We start from the raw sequence: 24,000 nt of genomic DNA, 5'->3' as shown, positions 1-24,000 counted from the left end.
ATTTTCTGGGTATCGCCGGAGCATCGCGCTTTAAACGGGGCGCATTTTCCGACAACCTGCGTCTGCACGCAAACCTTGACGCCAACCGACTGTCGGTTTCATGCAACAGGTTATTTCAAACCTTTTCAGGAGCAGCACCCATGGCCTACTGGCTGATGAAATCCGAGCCCGACGAGCTCTCCATCGAAGCCCTCGGCCGCCTCGGCGAAGCGCGCTGGGACGGCGTGCGCAACTACCAGGCGCGCAATTTCCTGCGGGCCATGAGCGTTGGCGACGAGTTCTTCTTCTATCACTCCAGCTGCCCGCAGCCGGGCATCGCCGGCATTGCCAGGATCACCCGCGTCGCCTACCCCGACCCGACCGCGCTGGACCCGCAAAGCCACTACTACGATGCCAAGGCCACGGCCGACAAGAACCCGTGGAGCGCGGTGGATGTGGCCCATGTGCAAACCCTGCCACGGGTGCTGGAGTTGGGCTGGCTGAAACAGCAGGCAGGCCTGGCCGAACTGCCGCTGGTGCAGAAGGGCAGCCGCCTGTCGGTGATGCCGGTGACGCCAGAGCAATGGGCGGTGATTGTCGCTTTGCGTTGAAACTGCGGCTAAGGTCAGATCTTGCTGACCGGCGCGGTCCCCTGTAGGAGCGGCCTTGTGTCGCGATGGGGCGCACAGCGGCCCCGGGATATCAGCGTCACCCCATGGATTGCCGGGGCTGCTTTGCAGCCCTTTCGCGACACAAGGCCGCTCCTACAGGGACTGTGGGGGCCTTTGATTGATATCAACACATCGCCAATGGCCGCAGGCCATGATGCAGTGTGCATGACCGCAAGGATGCAGAACGATGAACCGATACGCCCCCAGGATCTTCGCCACCGCGCTGATCGCCCTACTCGCAACAGCCGGTGGGCTGGGGTACTGGAAGTCGCTCCGCGACCAGTTGCCCGAAGGCCTGAGCATGGGCAACGGCCGCCTGGAAGCCACCGAAGTGCAAATCGCCAGCAAAATCCCCGGCCGCCTGGCCGAAGTGCTGGTCGACGAAGGTGACAAGGTAACTCGCGGCCAGCTGCTGGCGCGCATCGACACCCGTACCATGGAAGCCCAGCGCAGCCAGGCCGAAGCCGAAGTGCTGCGCGCTCGGGAAAACTACGCCGCCGCCCAGGCCAGCGTACAGCTGCGCCAAAGCGAACTGCTGCTGGCCAGCCAGGAGCTCAAGCGCGTGCGCGAGATCTTCCAGCGCAAATACGCCAGCCAGCAGTTGCTCGACCAACAGCAAGCGCGCTTCGACACGGCCAACGCCGCCGTGGTCGCCGCCCGCGCCCAACTGGCGGCGATCAAGGCCGCCATCGGCGCCGCCGAGGCCCAGGTGGCGCAGCTCACCAGCGAAATCGACGACAGCAGCCTGCGCGCACCGATCGACGGCATCATCCAGCTGCGCCTGGCCGAGCCCGGTGAAGTGTTGGGTGCCGGCGGCCGCGTACTGATGCTGATCGACCCCAGCGACCAGTACATGAACCTCTACCTGCCCGCCTCCACCAGCGGCCGGCTGACCGTCGGCGACCAGGCGCGGATCGTGCTCGACGCCCTGCCCGAGCGGGCGCTGCCGGCGAAGGTGGCCTTTGTCGCGGCCAAGGCCCAGTTCACCCCCAAGCAGGTGGAAACCCGCGACGAGCGGCAGAAGCTGGTGTTCCGGGTCAAGTTGCGCCTGACCGACCAGGGCGCCGTACCGCAGGCCAAGCCGGGCATGCCAGGCGCCGGCTATGTACGCACGGCTGAGGTGGACTGGCCGGCCAACCTGCAATGAACGCCCCGGCACTGCTGGCCGAGGGTATCAGCCATCGCTACGGCGACCTGGTGGCCCTGCACCCCCTCGGGTTCAGCCTGCCGGCGGGCACCCGCTGCGCGCTGATCGGCCCTGACGGGGCTGGCAAATCGACCCTGCTGGGGCTGATCGCCGGTGTAAAGCGCCTGCAACAGGGCGAACTGCAGGTGTTGGGTGGCTCGATCCGCCAGCGGCGCCATCGCGCGGCGCTGTACCCGAAAGTGGCGTTCATGCCGCAGGGGCTGGGCAACAACCTGTATCCGGAGCTGTCGATCAGCGAGAACATCCGCTTTTTCGCCACCCTGTTCGGCCTCGGCCGCCGCGAATGCGAACAGCGCATGGCCAACCTGCTGCAGGCCACCGACCTGCAGCGCTTTGCCGAGCGCCCGGCGGGCAAGCTGTCGGGCGGCATGAAACAGAAGCTGGGCCTGTGCTGCGCGCTGATCCACGAGCCGGACCTGCTGATCCTCGACGAGCCGACCACCGGCGTCGACCCACTGTCGCGGCGGCGCTTCTGGGAGCTGGTCGAACAGGTACGCGCGCAGCGCCCGCAACTGACCCTGCTGGTGGCCACCGCCTACATGGAAGAGGCCGAACAGTTCGAGCATTGCCTGATGCTCGATGGCGGCCGCCTGCTGGCCGCCGGCCCCAGCCATGAACTTGCCGCAGTCACCCCCAGTGGCAAGCTGGACGACGCCTTCACCCATTACCAAGGTGCGGGCAAGGCACAACACCCTCCGCTCATCATTCCACCGCGCCCGGCCACTGACACCTCGGTCGCCATCGAGGCCCACGACCTGACCCTGCGCTTTGGCGATTTCACTGCAGTGAACAAGGTCAGCTTCGCCATTGGCCGCGGGGAGATCTTCGGCTTCCTGGGCTCCAACGGCTGCGGCAAGACCACCACCATGAAAGTGCTCACCGGCCTGATGCCGGCCAGCGAAGGTAGCGCCAGCCTGCTCGGCCGCCCGGTGGATGCCAGCGACCTGGCCACGCGCAAGCGGGTCGGTTTCATGTCGCAGAGTTTTTCGCTGTATGGCGAGCTCAGCACCCGGCAGAACCTGGCCCTGCATGCCCGCCTGTTCGACCTGCCCAAGGCCGAGAGCGCCCAGCGTATCGACCAACTGATCGAGCGCTTCGACCTGGGTGCCATCGCCGACCAGCCATCCGGCGCCCTGCCCCTCGGCCTGCGCCAGCGCCTGTCACTGGCGGTGGCGGTGCTGCACCGCCCGGAAGTGCTGATCCTCGACGAACCCACCTCCGGCGTCGACCCGGCTGCCCGTGACGACTTCTGGCGCCTGCTGGTGGAGCTGTCACGCGAGCAGGGCGTGACCATTTTCCTTTCTACCCACTTCATGAACGAAGCTCAACGCTGCGACCGCATCTCGCTGATGCATGCAGGCCGGGTGCTGGCCTGCGACACGCCGGGAGCCCTGCAACGCCAGTACCAGGGCAACACCCTGGAAGATGCGTTCGTACGCTGCCTGGAACAGGCCCAGGAACTGGCGCCGCAAGCCACCGACAACGCCGTGCTGGAACAGGCCGCCACGCCTGCGCCGGCGCTGCGCCAGGGTTTCAGCCTGCGTCGCCTGCTGGCGGTGGCCAGCCGTGAGGGCAAGGAGCTGCTGCGCGACAAGGTACGCCTGGCCTTCGCCCTGCTGGGGGCGGTGTTCATGATGGTGATCTTCGGCTATGGCATTTCGCTGGATGTGGAAAACCTCGCCTTCGCCGTACACGACCAGGACCAGAGCCCGCAAAGCCGGGCCTATCTGGAAGCCTTCCGTGGTTCACGCTATTTCGCCGAACAGGCGCCCATCCGCGATACCCGCGAAATGCACCAGCGCCTGCAGCGCTCGGAAATCAAACTGGCGCTGGAAATCCCACCCGGCTTTGGCCGCGACCTGTACGCCGGGCGTCAACCGGTGGTGGCTGCCTGGCTCGATGGCGGCATGCCGTTCCGCGCGGAAACCAGCCGCAACTACGTGGAAGCCGTGCATCAGGCCAACCTCGAGCAACTGGCCAAGGCCAGCCCACAGCCGCAGCCGCGCCAGGACCTGGTGCGCCTGGAAACCCGTTTTCGCTACAACCAGGATGTGGTCAGCGTGAACGCCATCGGCCCGGGGGTAATGGCGCTGATCCTGGCCTTCATTCCGGCCATGCTCACCGCGCTGGGTATCGTCCGCGAGAAAGAGCTCGGCTCCATCACCAACTTCTACGCCACACCCCTCACCCGCCTGGAGTTTCTGCTCGGCAAGCAGATGCCCTATCTGGCCGTGAGCCTGGTCAACCTGGCGCTGCTGGTGGCGATGAACCGCTGGCTGTTCGGCGTGCCGCTCAAGGGCAGCGTGCTGGCCCTGGCCTGTGGTGGCGTCGCTTACCTGCTGGCGACCACCAGCCTGGGCCTGCTGATCTCGGCCTTCACCCGCACCCAGATCGCCGCCATCCTGGGCACCATGATCATCACCAGCCTGCCGACCATCCAGTTTTCAGGGCTGATCGTGCCACGCTCGTCGCTGGACGGCGCGGCGGCGGTGATGGGCCAGCTGTTCCCGGCGGGCTACTTCCTCGACATCGCGGTCGGCACCTTCACCAAGGCGCTGGGCCTGCGCGAACTGTGGCCGCAGTGCCTGATCCTGCTCAGTTTCTTTGTCGTGTTCACTGGCCTGAGCCTGGCCATGCTGAAGAAGCAGGAGGCCTGAGATGTCGCGCCTGAACCACACCCTGCGCCTGGGCCTGAAAGAGCTGACCAGCCTGCGCCATGACAGCGTGCTGCTGTTGTTCCTGCTGTATGCCTTCAGCGTGGCCATCTACATGCCCGCAGCCGGCTCGGTGATCGGCGTGCACAACGCCAGCGTCGCGGTGGTGGACGAAGACCACAGCCTGCTGTCGCGCAAGCTCGGCGAAGCCCTGCAACCACCCGAATTCCAGCCCGCCGTGCCGCTGGCCCCGGGGCGCCTGGACCAGGCCATGGACAGCGGCCAGTACACCTTCGTGATCAACGTGCCGGTGAATTTCCAGAGCGACCTGCTGGCCGGACGATCACCGGAACTACAGATCAATGTCGACGCCACGGCGATGAGTCAGGCGTTCATGGGGGCCGGCTATATCGGCCGCATCTTCGAACGCGAGTTGCTCGACTACAGCCAGCGCAACAACACGCAGAGCCCGGTGGCAATCAACGCCAAGGCCCTGTTCAACCCCAACCTGGAGGGTGGCTGGTTCCTGGCGGTGATCCAGATCGTCAACAACATCACCATCCTGGCGATCATCCTCACCGGCACCGCGTTGCTGCGCGAGCGCGAGCACGGCACCCTCGACCACCTGCTGGTGCTGCCGCTGACTGCGCTGGAAATCATGCTGGCGAAAATCGCCAGCAACGCGCTGGTGGTGGTGATCTGCACCTGGATTTCGCTGGTGGTGGTGGTCAAGAGCGCGCTTGGCGTGCCGCTCTCCGGTTCGATGGGCCTGTTCCTGGCCGTGACCGCGCTGTACCTGTTCGCCAGCACCGCACTGGGCATCTTCCTCGCCACCCTGGCGCGCTCGACGCCACAATTCGGCCTGCTGGCAATCCCGGTGATCATCCCGATGCTGTTGCTGTCCGGCGGCAGCACACCGCTGGACAGCATGCCGCAGTGGCTGCAGTGGGTGATGCAAGGGTCGCCGTCGACGCACTTTGTCAGCCTTGGCGCCGCAATCCTGTTCCGTGATGCCGGCTGGACGGTGGTGTGGCCGGACATCCTGGCGCTGGCCGTGATCGGGCTGGTGTTCTTCGGTGTGGCGCTGGCGCGGTTTCGCCGAAGCCTGGCGTCTTGATGATGCTCAGGCTCAGCGGGCACTTGTAGGAGCGGCCTTGTGTCGCGAAAGGGCCGCATAGCGGCCCCCGGATTTCGGCTATACCGCATCAATTGCCAGGGGCTGCCATGCAGCCCTTTCGCGACACAAGGCCGCTCCTACAGGGACCGAGTTAGTCAGACAAAGTGGATCACTGCACGATCAGGTTGTTGAACAGCAGGTCTTCAACGATCGGCTTGCCCTCTTCGGCTTCCATCACCTGCTGCACCTGTTTCAGCGCTTCCTGGCGAAGATGCTCCTTGGCTTCGACGTTGCTCATGCTGTCCACCGACTGTTGGGTGAACAGGGCCACCAGCTGGTTGCGGATCAGCGGCTCGTGGTGCTTCACCGCCTTGGCGGCTTCGTCGCCAGTCACGCGCAGGGCCACGTCGGCCTTGTACACGCGCAGCCGCGGGCTGCCGTCGAGGGCGTAGTTGCCGACAAAGGGCGGGCTCAGGCTGATGTAGGCGACTTTCGGCGCCCCTTCCTTGGCTTCCTCGGCCATGGCCGCAGCCGGCAGCAGCAGCGCCAGCACCATCAAGATCCACGCTTTCACGAATTTGCTCCTCAATACAGTTGGCGCCAGCTTACCCAGCATGCCGCTCAAACCCAAGCCCGGGCTTGTGCCGCCACTTATGCCTGCACATCAGGGCGCCCCATGCTCGTTGACCGGGCAGGCGGCACTCCTACACTTATCGGCCACGACCCGCAAAGGAATAGCCCCGATGAAAGCTGTGTTGTGCAAAACCCTGGGCCCGGCGCGCGACCTGGTGCTGGAAGAGGTGGCCAGCCCGGTGCCGAAGAAAAACGAGATCCTGCTGGATGTGCAGGCCGCCGGGGTCAACTTCCCCGACACCCTGATCATCGAAGGCAAGTACCAGTTCCAGCCACCGTTGCCGTTCTCCCCCGGCGGCGAGGCAGCGGGCGTGGTGGCCGCCGTCGGGGAAAAGGCCGGCGCGTTCAAGGTCGGCGACCGGGTCATGGCGCTGACCGGCTGGGGTGCATTCGCCGAGCAGGTGGCGGTGCCGTTCTACAATGTGCTGCCGATCCCGCCGAGCATGGACTTCACCACCGCAGCGGCATTCGGCATGACCTACGGCACCTCCATGCACGCCCTGCGCCAGCGCGGCCAGTTGCAGGCGGGCGAGACCCTGCTGGTGCTGGGCGCGTCCGGCGGGGTCGGCCTGGCGGCGGTGGAGATCGGCAAGGCCATGGGCGCGCGGGTGATCGCGGCCGCCAGCAGTGCGGAAAAACTGGCCGTGGCCAAGGCAGCCGGCGCGGATGAACTGATCGACTACAGCCAGGCCAGCCTGCGTGACGAGATCAAGCGCCTGACCGGCGGCCAAGGCGTGGACGTGATCTACGACCCGGTGGGTGGCGAGTTGTTCGAGCAGGCAGTGCGCGGGCTGGCCTGGAATGGTCGGTTGCTGGTGGTGGGTTTTGCCAGCGGGACCATCCCGCAGCTGGCGGCCAACCTGGTGTTGCTCAAGGGCGCGGCGGTGCTCGGGGTGTTCTGGGGGGCGTTTGCCCAGCGCCAGCCGGAGGACAATGCGGCCAACTTCCGGCAGCTGTTTGCATGGCATGCCGAAGGCAAGTTGAAGCCGCTGGTGTCGCAGACTTATCCACTGGCAGAGGCAGGGGCTGCCATTGAAAAGTTGGGGCAGCGTCAGGCTGTGGGTAAGTTGGTGGTGCTGGCCAGGTAAGACAGTTCCGGCCTTTTCGCGGGCACGCCCGCTCCCACAGGAATACCATGCCGCTCGAGGCTGTGGTGATCCTGTGGGAGCGGGCGTGCCCGCGAAGAGGCCGGTGCAGGCTAATCAAACTTCGCGCAGGTTATGGCAGCGCCTGAACCGCGCCTCCAGGTTGCGATCGGGCATCTGGTGGCTGCGAAGGGCATTCAAGGTCTGTTCGACATAATCACGCGTGGTGCCATAGCGCCCCTTGGCACTGGCCAGGATCTGGCTGAGCAGGGTGTCCGGCAGGTTCCCGGCATAGCACGGCAGATGCCGCTCCAGCACGAAGCCCAGGGCCTGCACCTTGCTGCCATCACCCAACCGGCAACTGAGCCAGTGCGGCCGGTACGCCGGGTACGGCATCTCGCGCTGCCACAGGGCCATCAGCGACTCGTCCAGGCTGCTTTCATCCAGCCGGTAGGCAAAACCACTGCAGGAGCCCCCACGGTCCAGGCCGAACACCAGCCCGGGGGTTTCCGGGGTGCCGCGGTGTTCGTGCGACCACAGGTACAAACCACGGTGGTAACCATGTACCCGCGCGCGTTGGCGTTCCACCGAGTTGCACTCCGGTCGCCAGATCAACGAACCATAGGCGAACAGCCACACCGGCCCACCCTGATGGCGAGACATGGTTGTCTTCATGGAATTGAACAACTGTTCGCGAGTATGTTGCTGACCGAAGTCGAGTGTCGGTGGATATGAAACTTCCCAGGACATACTTTCAAGTGCCGACATAAGCTGCCGCCATTATCCCTGTGAACTACGGATGTAGCGAGATTCGATTACGATGCGCCCCCAGCCTCTGTACCAAGGGCGCTTGCAGTAACCATAGGACAGAAGTGCAGGAATACTCAAGCCCTCGCGCCAGAGTTTCATCCGCGCTCCCGACGACTGGAAAGTACTGTTTCGGCAACTGTGAAAGTTATTAGCCAAGGCGGTAACAATTACCGCCTTATACCCATACTTTCAAACTTCGGTTATTAGCCGCGTGGTGCGTAGGCAAACACATCGGCGCGCATGCGGTGCGCATCCATGCCGGCTTCGACCAGGGCGTCGAGCGTGGCATAGATCATGTTCGGCGAGCCGCTGGCATATACATGCACGCTGTTGAGGTCGGCGATGTCCTCGCAGACCGCCTCATGCAACATGCCGCAACGGCCTTCCCAACCGCACAGGTCGCTGACCACCTGATGCAGGAACAGGTTGGGCAGGCGCTGCCATTCGTCCCAGTGCTCGATCTGGTAGAAGTCCTCGGGCCGGCGCACGCCCCAGTACAGGTGCACCGGGTGCTTGAAACCCTGAGCCCGGCAATGCTCGACCAGGCTGTGCATCTGGCCCATGCCGGTGCCAGCAGCGATCAGCACCAGCGGCCCGTCGGGCAACTCGGCCAGGTGGGTGTCGCCGAACGGCATTTCGATGCGCGCCAGGCCGTCGCGCTTGAGCTGCTCGATAAGTTGCACCGCACTGGGCTCGCGCGCCAGCACATGCAGCTCCAGCTCGCGCCCGGCATGGGGTGCGGAAGCCAGCGAAAACGCTGCCTGCTTGCCGCCTTCGCGCTCGATCATCAGGTACTGCCCCGCGTGGTAGCGCGGCGGCCTGCCAGCCGGCGCGCGCAATCGCACGCGCCAGACGTCGCCACCGACCTCGACGCACTCACTGACACTGCACGCCAGTTTGCGCACCGGCAACTCGCCCAGGGCGAGCACACCATCCCAGAGCAACACGCAGTCCTCCAGCGGTTCGGCAATGCAGGTGAACAGCTCGCCATGGTCGCGGACTTCACCTTCCTGGCGTACCCGGCCTTCGACCAACAACGCGGCGCAGACATGGCAATTGCCATTGCGGCAGCTGTTCGGGCAGTCATAGCCCAGCCGCCGCGCTCCATCCAGGATCCGTTCCCCGGGTTCGAGCGCCAGCACCGCCCCGGACGGCTGCAACGTTACCTGCATCAATCTATTCCCAACTGATCCCACAGCTCATCGATACGGCGGGTGACGGCTTCGTCCTTGACGATGACCCGTCCCCATTCGCGTGTAGTCTCGCCCGGCCACTTGTGCGTGGCGTCCAGGCCCATCTTCGACCCCAACCCGGATACCGGCGACGCGAAGTCCAGGTAGTCGATCGGGGTGTTGTCGATCATCACCGTATCACGCTTGGGGTCCATGCGTGTGGTGATGGCCCAGATCACATCGTTCCAGTCGCGGGCATTGATATCGTCATCGGTGACAATAACGAACTTGGTGTACATGAACTGTCGCAGGAACGACCACACACCCAGCATCACACGCTTGGCGTGGCCCGGGTACTGCTTCTTCATGGTCACCACCGCCATGCGGTACGAGCAGCCTTCCGGCGGCAGGTAGAAATCGACGATTTCCGGGAACTGCTTCTGCAGGATCGGCACGAACACTTCGTTCAGCGCCACGCCGAGGATCGCCGGCTCATCTGGCGGGCGGCCGGTGTAGGTGCTGTGGTAGATCGGTTTCTGCCGATGAGTGATGCGCTCGACGGTGAACACCGGGAAGCTGTCCACTTCGTTGTAGTAGCCGGTGTGGTCGCCGTACGGGCCTTCCGGGGCCATTTCGCCCGGGTGGATCACGCCTTCCAGGATGATTTCGGCGGTGGCCGGTACCTGCAGGTTGCTGCCCCGGCACTTGACCAGTTCGGTGCGGTTGCCGCGCAGCAGGCCGGCGAAGGCGTACTCGGAGAGGGTGTCCGGCACCGGGGTCACGGCGCCGAGGATGGTGGCCGGGTCAGCGCCCAGGGCCACGGCGACCGGGAACGGCTGGCCAGGGTTCTTCTCGCACCATTCGCGGTAGTCCAGGGCCCCGCCACGGTGGCTGAGCCAGCGCATGATGACCTTGTTGCGGCCGATCACCTGCTGGCGGTAGATGCCCAGGTTCTGGCGGTCCTTGTTCGGGCCGCGGGTGACGGTGAGGCCCCAGGTGATCAGCGGCGCCACGTCGCCCGGCCAGCAGTGCTGGATCGGCAGAGCGCCGAGGTCGACATCGTCCCCCTCGACCACCACTTCCTGACATACCGCGTCCTTGACCACTTTCGGCGCCATCGACACGACTTTCTTGAAGATCGGCAGCTTGGACCAGGCATCCTTCAGGCCCTTCGGCGGCTCAGGCTCCTTGAGGAAGGCCAGCAGCTTGCCGATTTCCCGCAGTTCATCGACCGATTCGGCGCCCATGCCCATGGCCACGCGCTCCGGGGTGCCGAACAGGTTGCCCAGCACCGGGATGTCGAAGCCGGTGGGCTTTTCGAACAGCAATGCAGGGCCCTTGGCACGCAGGGTGCGGTCGCAGACCTCGGTCATTTCCAGGACGGGGGAGATCGGAACCTGGATGCGCTTGAGCTCGCCGCGCTGTTCCAGGCCACGGATGAAGTCGCGCAAGTCGCGATACTGCATGCAGGAGCCTCGTGTTGGCCGTATCGGTCGGGGGTGCAGAGTGTAGCGCCGTTCAGTGCCTAATAGCCAAAAATGACTTGGGGCCGCTTCGCGCCCCATCGCGACACAAGGCCGCTCCTACAGGATTACGCATTCCCCTGTAGGAGCGGCCTTGTGTCGCGATGGGGCGCGAAGCGGCCCCAATCAATTCCGGCCTGAAACGCTTACTTGCGCTTCATCGACAGGAAGAACTCGTCGTTGGTCTTGGTCTGCTTGAGCTTGTCGACCAGGAACTCGATGGCGGCGATTTCGTCCATCGGGTGCAGCAGCTTGCGCAGGATCCACATGCGCTGCAGTTCGTCGTCGGCGGTCAGCAGCTCTTCGCGGCGAGTACCGGAACGGTTGATGTTGATGGCCGGGAACACGCGCTTCTCGGCGATGCGGCGGTCCAGCGGCAGCTCCATGTTGCCGGTGCCCTTGAACTCTTCGTAGATCACTTCGTCCATCTTCGAGCCGGTTTCGACCAGCGCGGTGGCGATGATGGTCAGCGAACCGCCTTCCTCGATGTTACGCGCGGCACCGAAGAAGCGCTTTGGCTTCTCCAGGGCGTGGGCGTCGACACCACCGGTCAGTACCTTGCCGGAGCTCGGGATCACGGTGTTGTAGGCACGCGCCAGACGGGTGATGGAGTCCAGCAGGATGACCACATCCTTCTTGTGCTCGACCAGGCGTTTGGCCTTCTCGATCACCATTTCGGCAACCTGCACGTGGCGGGTTGGCGGCTCGTCGAAGGTGGAAGCAACCACTTCGCCGCGCACGGTGCGCTGCATTTCGGTCACTTCTTCCGGGCGCTCGTCGATCAGCAGGACGATCAGGTGGCACTCGGGGTTGTTGCGGGTGATGTTGGCCGCGATGTTCTGCAACATGATCGTCTTGCCCGCTTTCGGCGGAGCAACGATCAGGCCACGCTGGCCTTTGCCGATCGGGGCGCACAGGTCGATGACGCGGCCGGTCAGGTCTTCGGTGGAGCCATTACCGGCTTCCATCTTCAGGCGCTTGTTCGGGAACAGCGGCGTCAGGTTTTCGAACAGGATCTTGTTCTTCGCGTTTTCCGGGCGGTCGAAGTTGATGGTGTCGACCTTCAGCAGGGCGAAGTAACGCTCCCCTTCCTTCGGCGGGCGGATCTTGCCGACGATGGTGTCACCGGTACGCAGGTTGAAGCGGCGGATCTGGCTGGGCGAGACGTAGATATCGTCAGGGCCGGCCAGGTAGGACGCATCAGCCGAACGCAGGAAACCGAAACCATCCTGGAGAATCTCCAGCACGCCGTCACCCGAGATCTCTTCGCCGCTTTTCGCGTGCTTCTTCAGCAGGGCGAAAATCACGTCCTGTTTGCGCGAACGGGCCATGTTTTCGATGCCCATCTGTTCGGCCATTTCCAAAAGATCGGTAATCGGCTTTTGCTTGAGTTCAGTCAGGTTCATAAGGGGAGTGACGTAATCATGTAAGAAGGGAGAATTAAGCTTCTGGCTTAATGAGGCCGCGCCGCTAGATGGCGACAGGATCGCGTACTGATTCGAATTAGGGATGCTTCGGCGACGGCGTGTAGAGGGCACTGGAGAAGCAGTGCGAGGCCGAATGTAACACTTGCTTTTTTCTGCGTCTAGTGGTTTTGCCCTGCCATTTTCTGCTGCAACACACCTGTCAGTAGGAGCAGCCTTGTGCTGCGAAGAGGCCATCAGCCGCAGCGACAACGTCAGCCTTACCGGCCCTTTCGCAGCACAAGGCTGCTCCTACATGGGCAAGACTGCCTTTGCAGAGGCAAAAAAAACCCCGCATCTGCGGGGCTTTTTCACATCACAGGTGGGCGTCGAGGAACGCGGCCAGCTGCGATTTGGACAGGGCGCCGACCTTGGTGGCTTCGACGTTGCCGTTCTTGAACAGCATCAGCGTCGGGATACCACGCACGCCGTGCTTGGCCGGGGTTTCCTGGTTCTCGTCGATGTTCAGCTTGGCGACGGTCAGTTTGCCCTCGTAGGTAGCAGCGATGTCGTCCAGAACCGGAGCGATCATCTTGCATGGGCCGCACCATTCAGCCCAGTAGTCGACCAGCACCGGGCCTTGAGCCTGCAGTACGTCGGCTTCGAAGCTGGCGTCGGTGACGTGTTTGATTTTGTCGCTCATGGAAATCTCCAAGGTCGTAAGCAATAAAAAACGTTGCCCATCATAGCCGCACCCGTCTCCTACAGGAAGCCGCGGACGATTGAGTGTAACTATAGTTGTGCAAGACGCCACGAATCGAAACTGTCATACAAACGTCATAGCATCGAATGGCACATTGCCTTGCATCAAGGCCAGCTCAACGGCTATGTACCACGCGTTGGCGACAGCCTGCTATCGTGGCACGATTGCCGGGTTAACGACCGAGAACAACCAGATCATGCCGCAAACCATCGCGAAGAACCTGTCCCTGATCGCCGCCATCGACCTTGGCTCCAACAGCTTTCACATGGTCGTGGCCAAGGCCCACCATACCGAAATCCGCATTCTCGAGCGGCTCGGCGAGAAGGTTCAGCTGGCCGCTGGCATCGACGAAGAACGCAAGCTCAGTGAAGAGGCAATGGAACGAGGCCTGGATTGCCTCAAGCGCTTTTCCCAACTGATCAACGGCATGCCGGCAGGCTCGGTGCGCATCGTCGGTACCAACGCCTTGCGCGAAGCGCGCAACCGCAACGAATTCATCCAGCGCGCCGAAGCCATCCTTGGCCACCCGGTCGAGGTGATATCCGGCCGTGAAGAAGCGCGCCTGATCTACCTGGGCGTGTCGCATACCCTGGCCGATACCCCCGGCAAGCGCCTGGTGGCCGATATCGGCGGCGGCAGCACCGAGTTCATCATCGGCCAGCGCTTCGAGCCGCTGCTGCGCGAAAGCCTGCAGATGGGCTGCGTCAGCTTCACCCAGCGCTACTTCCGCGACGGCAAGATCACCCCGGCCCGCTACGCCCAGGCCTACACCGCCGCGCGCCTCGAGCTGATGAGCATCGAGAATGCCCTGCACCGCCTGACCTGGGACGAGGCCATCGGCTCGTCCGGTACCATTCGTGCCATCGGCGCCGCCATCAAGGCAGGCGGCCTGGGCAATGGCGAGGTCAACGCCGAGGGGCTGGCCTGGGTCAAGCGCAAGCTGTTCAAGCTGGGTGAGGTCGACAAGATCGACTTCGAAGGCGTCAAGCCGGACCGCCGCACCATCTTCCCGGCGGGCCTGGCGATTCTCGAAGCGATCTTCGATGCCCTGGAACTGCAGCGCATGGACCACTGCGACGGCGCCCTGCGCGAAGGCGTGCTGTTCGACCTGCTGGGCCGCCACCACCACGAAGACGTGCGCGAACGCACCCTGAACTCGCTGATGGAGCGCTACCACGTGGACCAGGGCCAGGCTGCGCGCGTCGAGCGCAAGGCATTGCACGCCTTCGACCAAGTGGCCGAAGCGTGGGACCTCAAAGACGGGAATTGGCGCGATCTGCTGGGCTGGGCGGCGAAAGTGCACGAAATCGGCCTGGATATCGCCCACTACCACTACCACAAGCACGGCGCCTACCTGATCGAACACTCCGACCTGTCGGGCTTCTCCCGCGAGGACCAGCAGATGATGGCCTTGCTGGTGCGCGGCCACCGCCGCAACATCCCCAAGGACAAGATCGCCGAGCTGGGTGAGGAAGGGGTCAAGCTGCTGCGCCTGTGCGTGCTGCTGCGCTTCGCCATCCTGTTCCACCACATCCGTGGCAACCAGCAGATGCCGAAGGTCGAGCTCAAGGCTGCCGACAGCAGCCTCGATGTGGCCTTCCCTGAGGGCTGGCTGGAACAGAACCAGCTGACCCAGGCCGACTTCGCCAACGAGGCGGAGTGGCTGGCCCGGGTCGGCTTCGTCCTCAGCGTACGTTGAGGACCGGGTTGCTCAGGCGCTCCAGCAGGGTCGCCTGGGCACTGCGCGGGTTCTGGTTGCCGGTTGGCGTGCTGCGCACGTAGCGCCCGTCCGGCTGCAGGGTCCAGGCGTGGGTGTTGTCGGTAAGGTAGCCTTCCAGCTCCTTCTTCACCCGCAGCAACAGCTTCTTGCCTTCCACCGGGAAGCAGGTCTCGACACGCTTGTCGAGGTTGCGCTCCATCCAGTCGGCACTGGACAGGTAGATTTGCTCTTCGCCGCCATTGAGGAAGTAGAACACCCGCGTGTGCTCCAGGAAGCGGCCGATGATCGAGCGCACCTGAATGTTGTGCGAAACCCCCGGAATGCCTGGGCGCAGGCAGCACATACCACGCACCACCAGGTCGATCTTCACGCCCGACTGGCTGGCTTTGTACAGCGCCTTGATGACCTTGGCGTCGGTCAGCGAGTTGAACTTGGCGATGATATGCGCCGGCTTGCCTTCGAGGGCGAACTGGGTTTCCCGCGCGATCATGTCGAGCATGCCCTTCTTCAGGGTGAACGGCGCGTGCAGCAGTTTCTTCATGCGCAGGGTCTTGCCCATGCCGATCAGCTGGCTGAACAGCTTGCCGACGTCCTCGGTGAGGGCGTCGTCGGAGGTCAGCAGGCTGTAGTCGGTGTACAGGCGGGCGTTGCCGGCGTGGTAGTTACCAGTGCCCAGGTGCGCATAACGCACGATCTCGCCCTGCTCGCGGCGCAGGATCAGCATCATCTTGGCGTGGGTCTTGAAGCCGACCACGCCGTAGATCACCACCGCACCGGCCGCTTGCAGGCGGCTGGCCATCTGCAGGTTGGACTCTTCGTCGAAGCGCGCCCGCAACTCGATCACCGCAGTGACCTCCTTGCCGTTACGCGCCGCGTCCACCAGCGCGTCGACGATTTCCGAGTTGGCCCCGGAACGGTACAGGGTCTGGCGCACGGCAAGCACGTGCGGGTCCTTGGCGGCCTGCCGCAGCAGGTCGATCACCGGGGTGAAGGACTCGAACGGGTGCATCAGCAGGATGTCCTGCTTGCCGATCACGCTGAAAATGTTGTCGGCGTTCTGCAGCAGCTTGGGGATCGCCGGGGTGAACGGCGTGTACTGCAGCTCAGGGTGGCTGTCCAGGCCGGTGATGCTGAACAGACGGGTAAGGTTGACCGGGCCGTTGACCTGGTACAGCTCGCTTTCGCTGAGGCTGAACTGCTTGAGCAGGTAGTCCGACAGGTGTTTCGGGCAGGTGTCGGCCACCTCCAGGCGCACCGCGTCACCGTAGCGGCGCGAGAACAGCTCGCCGCGCAGGGCGCGGGCCAGGTCGTCGACCTCTTCGGAGTCCAGCGCCAGGTCGGCGTTACGGGTCAGGCGGAACTGGTAGCAGCCCTTCACCTTCATGCCCTGGAACAGGTCGTCGGCGTGCGCGTGAATCATCGACGACAGGAACACGTAGTTGGCGCCCGGGCCACCCACCTCTTCCGGCACCCGGATGACCCGCGGCAGCAGGCGCGGGGCCGGGATGATCGCCAGGCCCGAATCGCGGCCGAAGGCGTCGACACCCTCGAGCTCGACGATGAAGTTGAGGCTCTTGTTCACCAGCAGCGGGAACGGGTGGGTAGGGTCGAGGCCGATCGGGGTGATGATCGGGGCGATTTCGTCGCGGAAGTAGCGGCGCACCCAGGTCTTGAGCTTGGGTGTCCAGTAACGCCGGCGGATGAAGCGAATATGGTGCTTTTCCAGCTCTGGCAGCAGCACGTCGTTGAGGATCGCGTACTGGCGCTCCACTTCGCTGTGCACCAGGTCGCTGATGCGTGCTAGCGCCTGGTGCGGCTGCAGGCCGTCGGCACCGGCCTGTTCACGGGCGAAGTTGATCTGCTTCTTCAGGCCGGCGACGCGGATCTCGAAGAACTCGTCGAGGTTGCTGGAGAAGATCAACAGGAACTTGAGGCGTTCGAGCAGAGGGTAGTTCTCGTCCAGCGCCTGTTCCAGCACACGGATATTGAACTGCAGCTGCGAGAGTTCGCGATGAATGTACAGGCTGCTGTCGTCCAGGCCTGGGATGATGATTGCAGGGGCCGGCGCGGGTGCCGGAGCCGCAGGCTCTGCCACCGGTTCCACGGCAGGCAGGGGCGCCGGCGGCAGGTCTGGCGGGGTCTGCACCATCTCTTCGGGGAGTTCCTGGGCATCCTTGATCGCGACAGGGGTTAGCACTTCATTATTCATCTGGCGTTCCTGAGGACGTTAACGCCCTATCATCTATTGAGCGGCAAGATAAGCGCCCATTATGACGCCTGTGTTACACGCCAGGGCAAGCCATGGCGCGTGGCTTTTGGCATTCTCCGAGCAGGAATTGTTCATGTCGAGACACATTTGGACACTTTCACGAACGCGCGCGAAGGGGTAGGCTTCGCGTTCATTTCGCCAGCACCTCAGAAAATGCTTCAACAATTCCTGCAGGATTTCGGCTACTTCGCCCTTTTTCTAGGCACCTTCTTCGAAGGCGAGACCATTCTGGTGCTTGCGGGATTCCTTGCGTTCCGCGGTTACATGGACATCAACCTGGTGTGCCTGGTGGCGTTTTTCGGCAGCTATGCCGGCGACCAGCTGTGGTACTTCATGGGCCGTCGCCACGGGCGCAGGATCCTGGCACGCAAACCACGCTGGCAGGCGATGGGTGACCGGGCGCTGGACCACATCCGTCGCCACCCCGACATCTGGGTACTGAGTTTCCGCTTCGTCTATGGCCTGCGCACGGTCATGCCGGTGGCCATTGGCCTGTCCGGCTACCCGCCACGCCGCTATCTGCTGCTGAATGGTCTTGGCGCTGCCATCTGGGCAGTGGCCCTGGGCGCGGCCGCGTATCACTTCGGCGCCATCCTCGAAGGCCTGCTGGGCAACGTGAAGCGCTACGAGCTATGGGTGCTCGGTGGCCTGTTGGCGCTGGGCGGCCTGCTGTGGCTGCGCCGGCGCTTCCGCACGTTGCGCGCGGAGCGCAAGGCGGCGGGCAAGGCCCAGGCCCCAGAGGCTGAGCAGGCTGTAAGCCACGAGCAGCAACCAGGCCAGCGGCACGACCACCGCTAGGCCCAGTGCGCCGGCCAGGTACAGCGCCGGCGCGTTCGCCAGCAGCCGTACCAGCTCCAGGCGCACGGCCCATGGCCGGTTCTCCAGCAGCGCGCCAAGCACGAACAAGCCAAACGCCATCAGCGCCCAGCCGAGTACCAGGGCGGCGGTTGGCACGCGCTCGGCCACCTCCATCAGATAGCTGCCCAGCGCCACGTAACCCACGAATTGCACCGCCACATAGGCCTGCTGCGCACGGCCCAGGGCAACCTCGAACTTGCGAAACAACGCCAGGTCCTGCTTGGCCTGCGGGTAGCGTGCAGCCACATCGGCCGGGCGCCAGCCGGTGGGCATGAACCAGATGCGCAGTTTGTCCCACAGGCTGCCGGCGCGACGGGCGTCGTGCCAGAGCTGGGCATAGAACTGCAGGTTGGCCCACAGCGGGTTCCAGCTGGCCAGCGGCGTGGTCACCCCGAACACCACCGGCTCGGCCGGGTCTTCCTCTTTGAAGGTGCCGAACAGACGATCCCAGAGAATGAACACGCCGCCGTAATTGCGATCCAAGTAAGCAGGATTTTGCGCATGGTGGACGCGATGGTTGGATGGCGTGATCAACACCCACTCAAGCCAGCCCAACTTGGGAATGTGCCGGGTATGCACCCAGAACTGGTACAGCAGGTTGAGCGACGCCACCGTGATGAACACCAGCGGCGGCACACCGAGCAACGCCAGCGGCAGGTAGAACAGCCACGAGAAGATGAACCCGCTGCTGGTCTGGCGCAGCGCCGTGGTGAGGTTGTATTCCTCGCTCTGGTGATGCACCGAGTGCGCAGCCCACAGCACGTTGCGCTCGTGGCCAAGACGATGCAGCCAGTAGTAGCAGAAGTCGTACAGGACAAAGGCCAGCAGCCACACCCACCAGGCCTGCGGCGGCAGGCGCAGCAACGCCATGTGCTCGAACGCCAGGGCATAGGTCACCAGCCCCACCCCTTTGGTCAGCAACCCGGTACTGGTCGACAGCGCACCGGTGCTGAGGCTGTTGATCGAGTCGGCCAGGGTGAAGTTGCGCTGGCCGCGCACACGGTCGGCCAGCAGTTCGACGGCGATCAGCACGAAGAAGAACGGCACGGCCAGCAGGATCAGGTCCATGGGTACGACCTCAGGTGTTATCCGCCAAGATTAGGCCGCGCTTGCAGGAATCCCTATGGCTACATCTGCCAAACTAGAGGACATTTAGCGCCTCGACACTGGAGTAAAAAGCATGACAAAAAAAGTAGCGGTGATTCTTTCCGGCTGTGGCGTTTATGACGGCGCCGAGATCCACGAAAGCGTGATCACCCTGCTGCGCCTCGACCAGCGTGGTGCGCAGGTGCAGTGCTTCGCGCCGAACATTGCGCAGATGCATGTGATCAACCACCTGACCGGCGAGGAAATGCCCGAATCGCGCAATGTGCTGGTGGAGTCGGCGCGCATTGCCCGCGGCGAGGTCAAGGACATACGCGAAGCCAAGGCCGAAGACTTCGATGCGCTGATCGTGCCGGGCGGTTTCGGGGCGGCGAAGAACCTGTCCAACTTTGCCGTGGAAGGCGCCAACTGCAGCGTCCACCCAGATGTGCTGGCCCTGGCCGAAGCCTTTGCCGATGCCTGCAAGCCAGTTGGCCTGATCTGCATCTCGCCGGCGCTGGCGGCGAAGATCTACGGGCCAGGCGTGGTCTGCACCATCGGTACCGACGCCGGCACTGCGGCGGCCGTGACGAAGATGGGTGGCACCCATGAAGAGTGCGATGTGCACGATATTGTCGAGGACACCCAGCGCAAGCTGGTGACCACCCCGGCGTACATGGAGGCCAAGTCGATCAGTGAAGCGGCTGGCGGGATCTACAAGCTGGTGGACCGGGTGCTGGAGCTGACGCACGAGTAACGGGTGCAAGATTCAGAATCTGACGCGGTCCCTGTGGGAGCGGCCTTGTGTCGCGAAAGGGCCGCAGCGCGGCCCCGGCAATTTATGCGGCGAAGCTGAAATCCTGGGGCCGCTTCGCGGCCCTTTCGCGACACAAGGCCGCTCCCACACGTCGTGTCCATCCCGCCAGCCGGGTCGCTTCAGGGTTTGGACAACCGGGCAATGATCCGGTCCAGCGCATTGGCAAACGCCTGTTTCTCGCGCTCGCCATAAGGCGCCTGCCCTCCCCCCACCTGGCCCTGCTCGCGCAGCTCGGTGAACAGGTTGCGCGCCGCCAGCCGATCACCCATGTTGCGCTCGTCGAACTCGCGCCCGCGCGGGTCCAGTGCCGCCACGCCCTTTTTCACCAGGCGGTCGGCCAACGGCACGTCACTGCAGATCACCAGCTCGCCAGGCACGGCGTGCTCCACCAGGTAATCATCGGCCGCGTCCATGCCGCTGGGCACCACGATCAGGCGCACGATCGCGAACGCCGGCTTGGCCACAGCCTGGCCCGCCACCATCACTACCTCGAACTTGCGCTTGAGGGCGAACTTGACGATCAGATCCTTGGCCGCCTTGGGGCAGGCGTCGGCATCGATCCACACACGCATCGGAAAACCTCGCAATCAGCTTGAGACCCCCATCATGCCTCAAGCGCAACGAAAGCTGCAGCCGCCGCCCACGCGCGCTGGGAAAATGGCGCCAATATTTCAATTGCCGCTTATCCGACCCCGCCACTCAGGCTACACTCGCCACAGCTCCGCTGGCCTGCCCGAGTGCGCAATGAACCACCCCCACGAAATCCGCCCCGACCTGGACGAAGGCGTCGACCGCAAGGTCCTGGCGACATTGCGTGCGCGCTTCCTGCGGCTCAACCAGGGCCGGCTGCAGCGGGCCCTGGAGGGCCTGTCGACGCGCCAGCAACAGGTGCTGACGCTGCTGCCGCTGCTGTTTCATGTGAACCACCCGTTGCTGCCGGGCTATGTCTCCGGCAGCACCCCCGCCGGCGTATCGGGCTACGAGCCAAGCGCCGACCTGGTAGTCGAGGCCCAGCGCCTGGCCCGCTCGTTCACCTACAAGGCCCGCCATGGCAACCCGCCGCGGCCGATCCACGGCCTGTTCCTGATGGGCAGCCTGGGCTCGCTGGCCCAGGCCGAGCACAGCGACATGGACCTGTGGGTGTGCCATGCACCCGGTCTGGCCGACGAGCTGCTGGGCGAGTTGCGCCGCAAATGCCAACTGCTGGAGGCATGGGCGGAAAGCCTGGGTGCCGAGGCACACTTCTTCCTGATCGACACGCAAGGTTTCGCCCAGGGCCAACGCGAGGGCCAGCTCGGTTCCGACGATTGCGGCACCACCCAGCACTACCTGCTGCTGGACGAGTTCTACCGCACGACTATCTGGCTGGCCGGGCGCACGCCACTGTGGTGGCTGGTGCCGGTCTACCAGGAACACGATTACCACACCTATACCCAGACCCTGCTGTCCAAGCGCTTCATCCGCAGCCAGGATGCCCTCGATCTCGGCAACCTGGCGCACATTCCGCCCGGCGAATTCGTCGGCGCCGGCTTGTGGCAACTGTTCAAAGGCATCGACTCGCCCTACAAGTCGCTGCTCAAGCTGCTGCTGACCGAGGCCTATGCCAGCGAACACCCCGCAGTACGCTGCCTGAGCCTGGACTACAAGCAGGCAGTGTTCGCCAACCAGCTCGACCTCGACGAGCTGGACCCGTACGTGATGGTGTACCGGCGCATCGAGCGCTACCTGCTGCAGCGTGGCGAACACGCGCGCCTGGAGTTGGTGCGGCGCAGCCTGTACCTGAAGGTGAACAAGAAGCTCAGCGACCCGGCCCGGGCCAATGGCTGGCAACGCCGGCTGTTGCAGCGCCTGGCCGACGAGTGGGGCTGGGACGAGCGCCAGTTGGCCCTGCTGGACAGTCGCAACCAATGGAAAGTGCAACAGGTTGCCGTCGAGCGCCGCGAGTTGGTGGCCGAACTGAACCACAGCTACCGCTTTCTCAGCCAGTTCGCCCGCACCCAGAACGCCAGCAGCCGCGCCGACCAGCGCGATCTCAATGTGCTGGGCCGGCGCCTTTACGCGGCCTTCGAGCGCCGCGCCGGCAAGGTCGAAGTGATCAACCCCGGTATCGCGCCGGACCTGGCCGAAGGCACCCTGACCCTGGTCCAGGCGCCTAACCGCAAAGAGCCCGGCAGCCACCACTGGGAGCTGTACACCGGCAACCTGAGCCCCCATGAGGTGGACCACTTCAGCCCGCTCAAGCGTTGCCGCGAACTGCTCGAACTGCTGACCTGGGCCCATCGCAACGGGGTGATCGACAGCAGCACGCGCCTGGCGCTGCACCCGGGTGTCAGCGACCTCAGCGAATTCGAGCTGTTCAACCTGGTCGGCTGCCTGCAGCAGAGCATCCCCCTGCCCTTGCCGACCGTCAGCGAAGTGCGCCTGCTGCAACCCAGCGTTGCCGACGAGGTGCTGCTGCTGGTCAACGTCGCCATCGACCCACTGCGCCACCACCGCGACCTGAACATCCTGATGACCACCGAGCGTACCGACTCGTTGAGCTATGCAGGCGTGCGCGAAAACCTGGTCCTGACCCTGGACCAGGTCACCCTCAACAGCTGGAACGAGGTATTGGTCCAGCGCTATGACGGCGAGCACGCGCTGGTGCGCTGCCTGCGCGACTTCCTCAACAGCCCCGTGCTGCGCGGCCACCGGCCGAGGGTGCGGGTGCGCTGCTTCTGCCACAGCCGCGCCCAAGCCATCGGCCAACGCGTGGAGGAAATCTTCGACACCGTGCAGCTGCTGCTGGACCAGGGCCTGAACCACCGCTACCTGCTGCAGGTGGCCCAGCACACCCATGTGCTGGAGCTGCTGGCCGGGCATGTCGGCCTCACCACCTTGGCCGAGCACGAGGCACTGCTGGACCACCTGGGCGAAGAGCGTAGCGCCTACAGCCCGCTATACCTGGATGCCAACGCCCTGCAGGACCACGACCTGCACCTGGTGCTGGAGCAGGGCCGGCCGGCCTGCATCCAGGTGTTCTACCGCCTGCAGGGTGGCTGGGCCGAGCTGTACGTGCTGGATGAATACAATGCCCTGTGGCAGCAACGCCTGCCCCTGCACGACGAAGCCCACCTGCTGTTGCCGCTGCAGCGCTTTCTGCGCTCGGTGGTGATGCGCCGTGATGCCCGGCTGCCGCTGGACACCCAGCGCGCGGCCTCACTGGACATCCACTACGCGCAACTGTTGCCTTCCGGGCCAGGCAAGGCGCGCAGCATCGAGCCGCGCCAGGCCCCGCTCGAGGGTAGCGACCAGCCTTACTATGAGGTGCAGGCGATCATCCAGGCCGGGGTGGCGGGTGCGGCGCACGTGACGCTGTATTGCGACCAGCAGGAGTTTTCCGAACTGGAGCATGGTGAACAGCTATATGCGGTAGCGGCCCGGCAAATCCTCGGGCAGCGACGTGGTGCAGGACAGTACCGCTGCTACATCACTGACCTGGATTTGTCCGAGTTGCTGGATGACCAGCTGGGGTCGACGCAGCTGTACCTGCGCTACAAGCGGGAGCTGGAGCAGGCTTTGAATGAGGGGTTGGAGCAGGTTTTGGCAGAAGGATCCTGAGTTGCCGGGGGACACATGTGGGAGCGGGTTCACCCGCGAACACCGGCGAAGCCGGTGCCATACACCGCGTCGCCTTCTTCGCGGGTAAACCCGCTCCCACAGCGGCCCCCTGGCCCTTACAGGTCGAAATCGCCCGCCGCTTCCGGCTGGTATTCCACTTCCAGCAGCTTCAGCTTGAGGGTCTTGCCCCCCGGGGCCGGCCAGTCGATCTGCGCGCCCACCGACAACCCCAGCAAGGCGCAACCGATCGGCGCCAGGATCGAGACCTTGCCTTCCGGCCCGGCATCCTTCGGGTACACCAGGGTCAGATGGTAGTCCTTGCCGCTGGCTTCCTCACGGCAGTGCACGCGCGAGTTCATGGTCACCACGCCAGCCGGGACTTCCTCGTGACCGACCACCTGCTCGGCGCGGTCCAGCTCGTCCTGCAGGGCGAGCACACCCGGCGTACTCTCGTCGAGGCTGTCGATCAGACGCTCCAGACGTTGTACGTCCAATCGGGTGAGGATGAGGGAAGGCTTGGTGCTCATGATCCAGTCAGACTCCTTTGAACAGGCGGTTTTCATCGTGCAGATAAAGCAAAACCCCGCCCAAGGGCGGGGTTTGTGAAGGCTTTGGCGTCACCGACGCAGAACCCGA

At 64.2% G+C, this 24,000-nt stretch carries 18 protein-coding genes and 1 pseudogene; 9 read left to right on the top strand and 10 right to left on the bottom strand.

Features of this window, described 5'->3' with window-relative positions; all coding sequences use genetic code 11:
* The first annotated feature begins 140 nt into the window (after window positions 1–140).
* From ABIB24_RS10585 to ABIB24_RS10570, 4 genes are all read left to right on the top strand, one after another.
* On the top strand, window positions 141–590 hold the full coding sequence (locus ABIB24_RS10585) for an EVE domain-containing protein (RefSeq protein WP_286918141.1): 450 nt from the start codon (window positions 141–143) through the stop codon (window positions 588–590).
* Between the two features lie 247 nt (window positions 591–837).
* Window positions 838–1,797 (top strand): HlyD family secretion protein, encoded by a 960-nt coding sequence (locus ABIB24_RS10580; protein WP_354316417.1) that lies wholly within the window; start codon window positions 838–840, stop codon window positions 1,795–1,797.
* On the top strand, window positions 1,794–4,514 hold the full coding sequence (gene rbbA / locus ABIB24_RS10575) for a ribosome-associated ATPase/putative transporter RbbA (protein WP_274078267.1): 2,721 nt from the start codon (window positions 1,794–1,796) through the stop codon (window positions 4,512–4,514). Before ABIB24_RS10580 ends, rbbA begins: the two co-directional genes overlap by 4 nt.
* A 1-nt stretch (window position 4,515) precedes the next feature.
* Window positions 4,516–5,628 (top strand): ABC transporter permease, encoded by a 1,113-nt coding sequence (locus ABIB24_RS10570; protein ID WP_274078268.1) that lies wholly within the window; start codon window positions 4,516–4,518, stop codon window positions 5,626–5,628.
* Between the two features lie 169 nt (window positions 5,629–5,797).
* On the opposite strand, the gene ABIB24_RS10565 is transcribed toward ABIB24_RS10570, so the two are convergent.
* A complete protein-coding gene (locus tag ABIB24_RS10565; protein WP_025341058.1) occupies window positions 5,798–6,202 on the bottom strand; it encodes a flagellar basal body-associated protein FliL in 405 nt (134 codons plus the stop codon).
* Between the two features lie 169 nt (window positions 6,203–6,371).
* Here ABIB24_RS10565 and ABIB24_RS10560 point away from each other — a divergent pair, with 169 nt between their 5' ends.
* Entirely contained in the window at window positions 6,372–7,349 is a 978-nt protein-coding gene (locus ABIB24_RS10560; RefSeq protein ID WP_025341059.1) for an NADPH:quinone oxidoreductase family protein, read from the top strand.
* A 114-nt stretch (window positions 7,350–7,463) separates the two neighbouring features.
* Here ABIB24_RS10560 and ABIB24_RS10555 read toward each other — a convergent pair whose 3' ends face one another.
* From ABIB24_RS10555 to trxA, 5 genes are all read right to left on the bottom strand, one after another.
* Window positions 7,464–8,114, bottom strand: coding sequence for a gamma-glutamylcyclotransferase (locus ABIB24_RS10555; RefSeq protein WP_025341060.1), 651 nt, complete (start codon window positions 8,112–8,114; stop codon window positions 7,464–7,466).
* 245 nt (window positions 8,115–8,359) lie between these two features.
* Window positions 8,360–9,328, bottom strand: coding sequence for a CDP-6-deoxy-delta-3,4-glucoseen reductase (locus ABIB24_RS10550; RefSeq protein WP_274078269.1), 969 nt, complete (start codon window positions 9,326–9,328; stop codon window positions 8,360–8,362).
* Complete coding sequence (ubiD, locus tag ABIB24_RS10545) at window positions 9,328–10,794, bottom strand: 4-hydroxy-3-polyprenylbenzoate decarboxylase (RefSeq protein WP_025341062.1); 1,467 nt, start codon at window positions 10,792–10,794, stop codon at window positions 9,328–9,330. Before ubiD ends, ABIB24_RS10550 begins: the two co-directional genes overlap by 1 nt.
* Window positions 10,795–10,997: 203 nt before the next feature.
* Window positions 10,998–12,257 carry a transcription termination factor Rho gene (rho, locus tag ABIB24_RS10540; protein WP_003253661.1) on the bottom strand — a complete coding sequence of 420 codons (1,260 nt, stop codon included), beginning with the start codon at window positions 12,255–12,257 and terminating at the stop codon, window positions 10,998–11,000.
* A 373-nt stretch (window positions 12,258–12,630) separates the two neighbouring features.
* The gene (trxA, locus tag ABIB24_RS10535) at window positions 12,631–12,957 is read right to left on the bottom strand and encodes a thioredoxin TrxA (protein WP_012274768.1); all 327 of its coding nucleotides are present in this window, start codon (window positions 12,955–12,957) and stop codon (window positions 12,631–12,633) included.
* 256 nt (window positions 12,958–13,213) lie between these two features.
* Here trxA and ppx point away from each other — a divergent pair, with 256 nt between their 5' ends.
* Window positions 13,214–14,716, top strand: coding sequence for an exopolyphosphatase (gene ppx / locus ABIB24_RS10530; protein WP_085592489.1), 1,503 nt, complete (start codon window positions 13,214–13,216; stop codon window positions 14,714–14,716).
* Here the strand turns inward: ppx and ppk1 are convergent.
* Window positions 14,703–16,946 carry a polyphosphate kinase 1 gene (gene ppk1, locus ABIB24_RS10525; RefSeq protein WP_025341064.1) on the bottom strand — a complete coding sequence of 748 codons (2,244 nt, stop codon included), beginning with the start codon at window positions 16,944–16,946 and terminating at the stop codon, window positions 14,703–14,705. The genes ppx and ppk1 overlap by 14 nt on opposite strands.
* A gap of 213 nt (window positions 16,947–17,159) precedes the next feature.
* Between ppk1 and ABIB24_RS10520 the strand changes: the two genes are divergently transcribed.
* On the top strand, window positions 17,160–17,804 hold the full coding sequence (locus ABIB24_RS10520; RefSeq protein ID WP_085704029.1) for a DedA family protein: 645 nt from the start codon (window positions 17,160–17,162) through the stop codon (window positions 17,802–17,804).
* A 501-nt stretch (window positions 17,805–18,305) separates the two neighbouring features.
* Here the strand turns inward: ABIB24_RS10520 and ABIB24_RS10515 are convergent.
* Window positions 18,306–18,734: pseudogene (locus ABIB24_RS10515) on the bottom strand (sterol desaturase family protein); the annotation flags it as partial.
* 310 nt (window positions 18,735–19,044) lie between these two features.
* Between ABIB24_RS10515 and elbB the strand changes: the two are divergent.
* On the top strand, window positions 19,045–19,704 hold the full coding sequence (gene elbB / locus ABIB24_RS10510; protein WP_025341066.1) for an isoprenoid biosynthesis glyoxalase ElbB: 660 nt from the start codon (window positions 19,045–19,047) through the stop codon (window positions 19,702–19,704).
* A gap of 179 nt (window positions 19,705–19,883) precedes the next feature.
* Here the strand turns inward: elbB and ABIB24_RS10505 are convergent, their stop codons facing one another.
* The gene (locus ABIB24_RS10505; RefSeq protein ID WP_013974739.1) at window positions 19,884–20,336 is read right to left on the bottom strand and encodes a YaiI/YqxD family protein; all 453 of its coding nucleotides are present in this window, start codon (window positions 20,334–20,336) and stop codon (window positions 19,884–19,886) included.
* Window positions 20,337–20,508: 172 nt separating this feature from the next.
* Between ABIB24_RS10505 and ABIB24_RS10500 the strand changes: the two genes are divergently transcribed.
* Window positions 20,509–23,364, top strand: coding sequence for a class I adenylate cyclase (locus ABIB24_RS10500; protein WP_274078270.1), 2,856 nt, complete (start codon window positions 20,509–20,511; stop codon window positions 23,362–23,364).
* 116 nt (window positions 23,365–23,480) lie between these two features.
* Here the strand turns inward: ABIB24_RS10500 and rnk are convergent, their stop codons facing one another.
* Window positions 23,481–23,891, bottom strand: a complete 411-nt coding sequence (gene rnk, locus ABIB24_RS10495) for a nucleoside diphosphate kinase regulator (protein ID WP_025341069.1) — start codon at window positions 23,889–23,891, stop codon at window positions 23,481–23,483.
* Window positions 23,892–24,000: the final 109 nt, after the last annotated feature.

Origin of the sequence: Pseudomonas sp. UYEF17 (assembly GCF_040546125.1) — a bacterium.
In the GTDB taxonomy this organism is placed as follows: Bacteria; Pseudomonadota; Gammaproteobacteria; order Pseudomonadales; family Pseudomonadaceae; genus Aquipseudomonas; species Aquipseudomonas putida_Z.
This window is presented reverse-complemented; position numbering and strand designations above follow the sequence as displayed.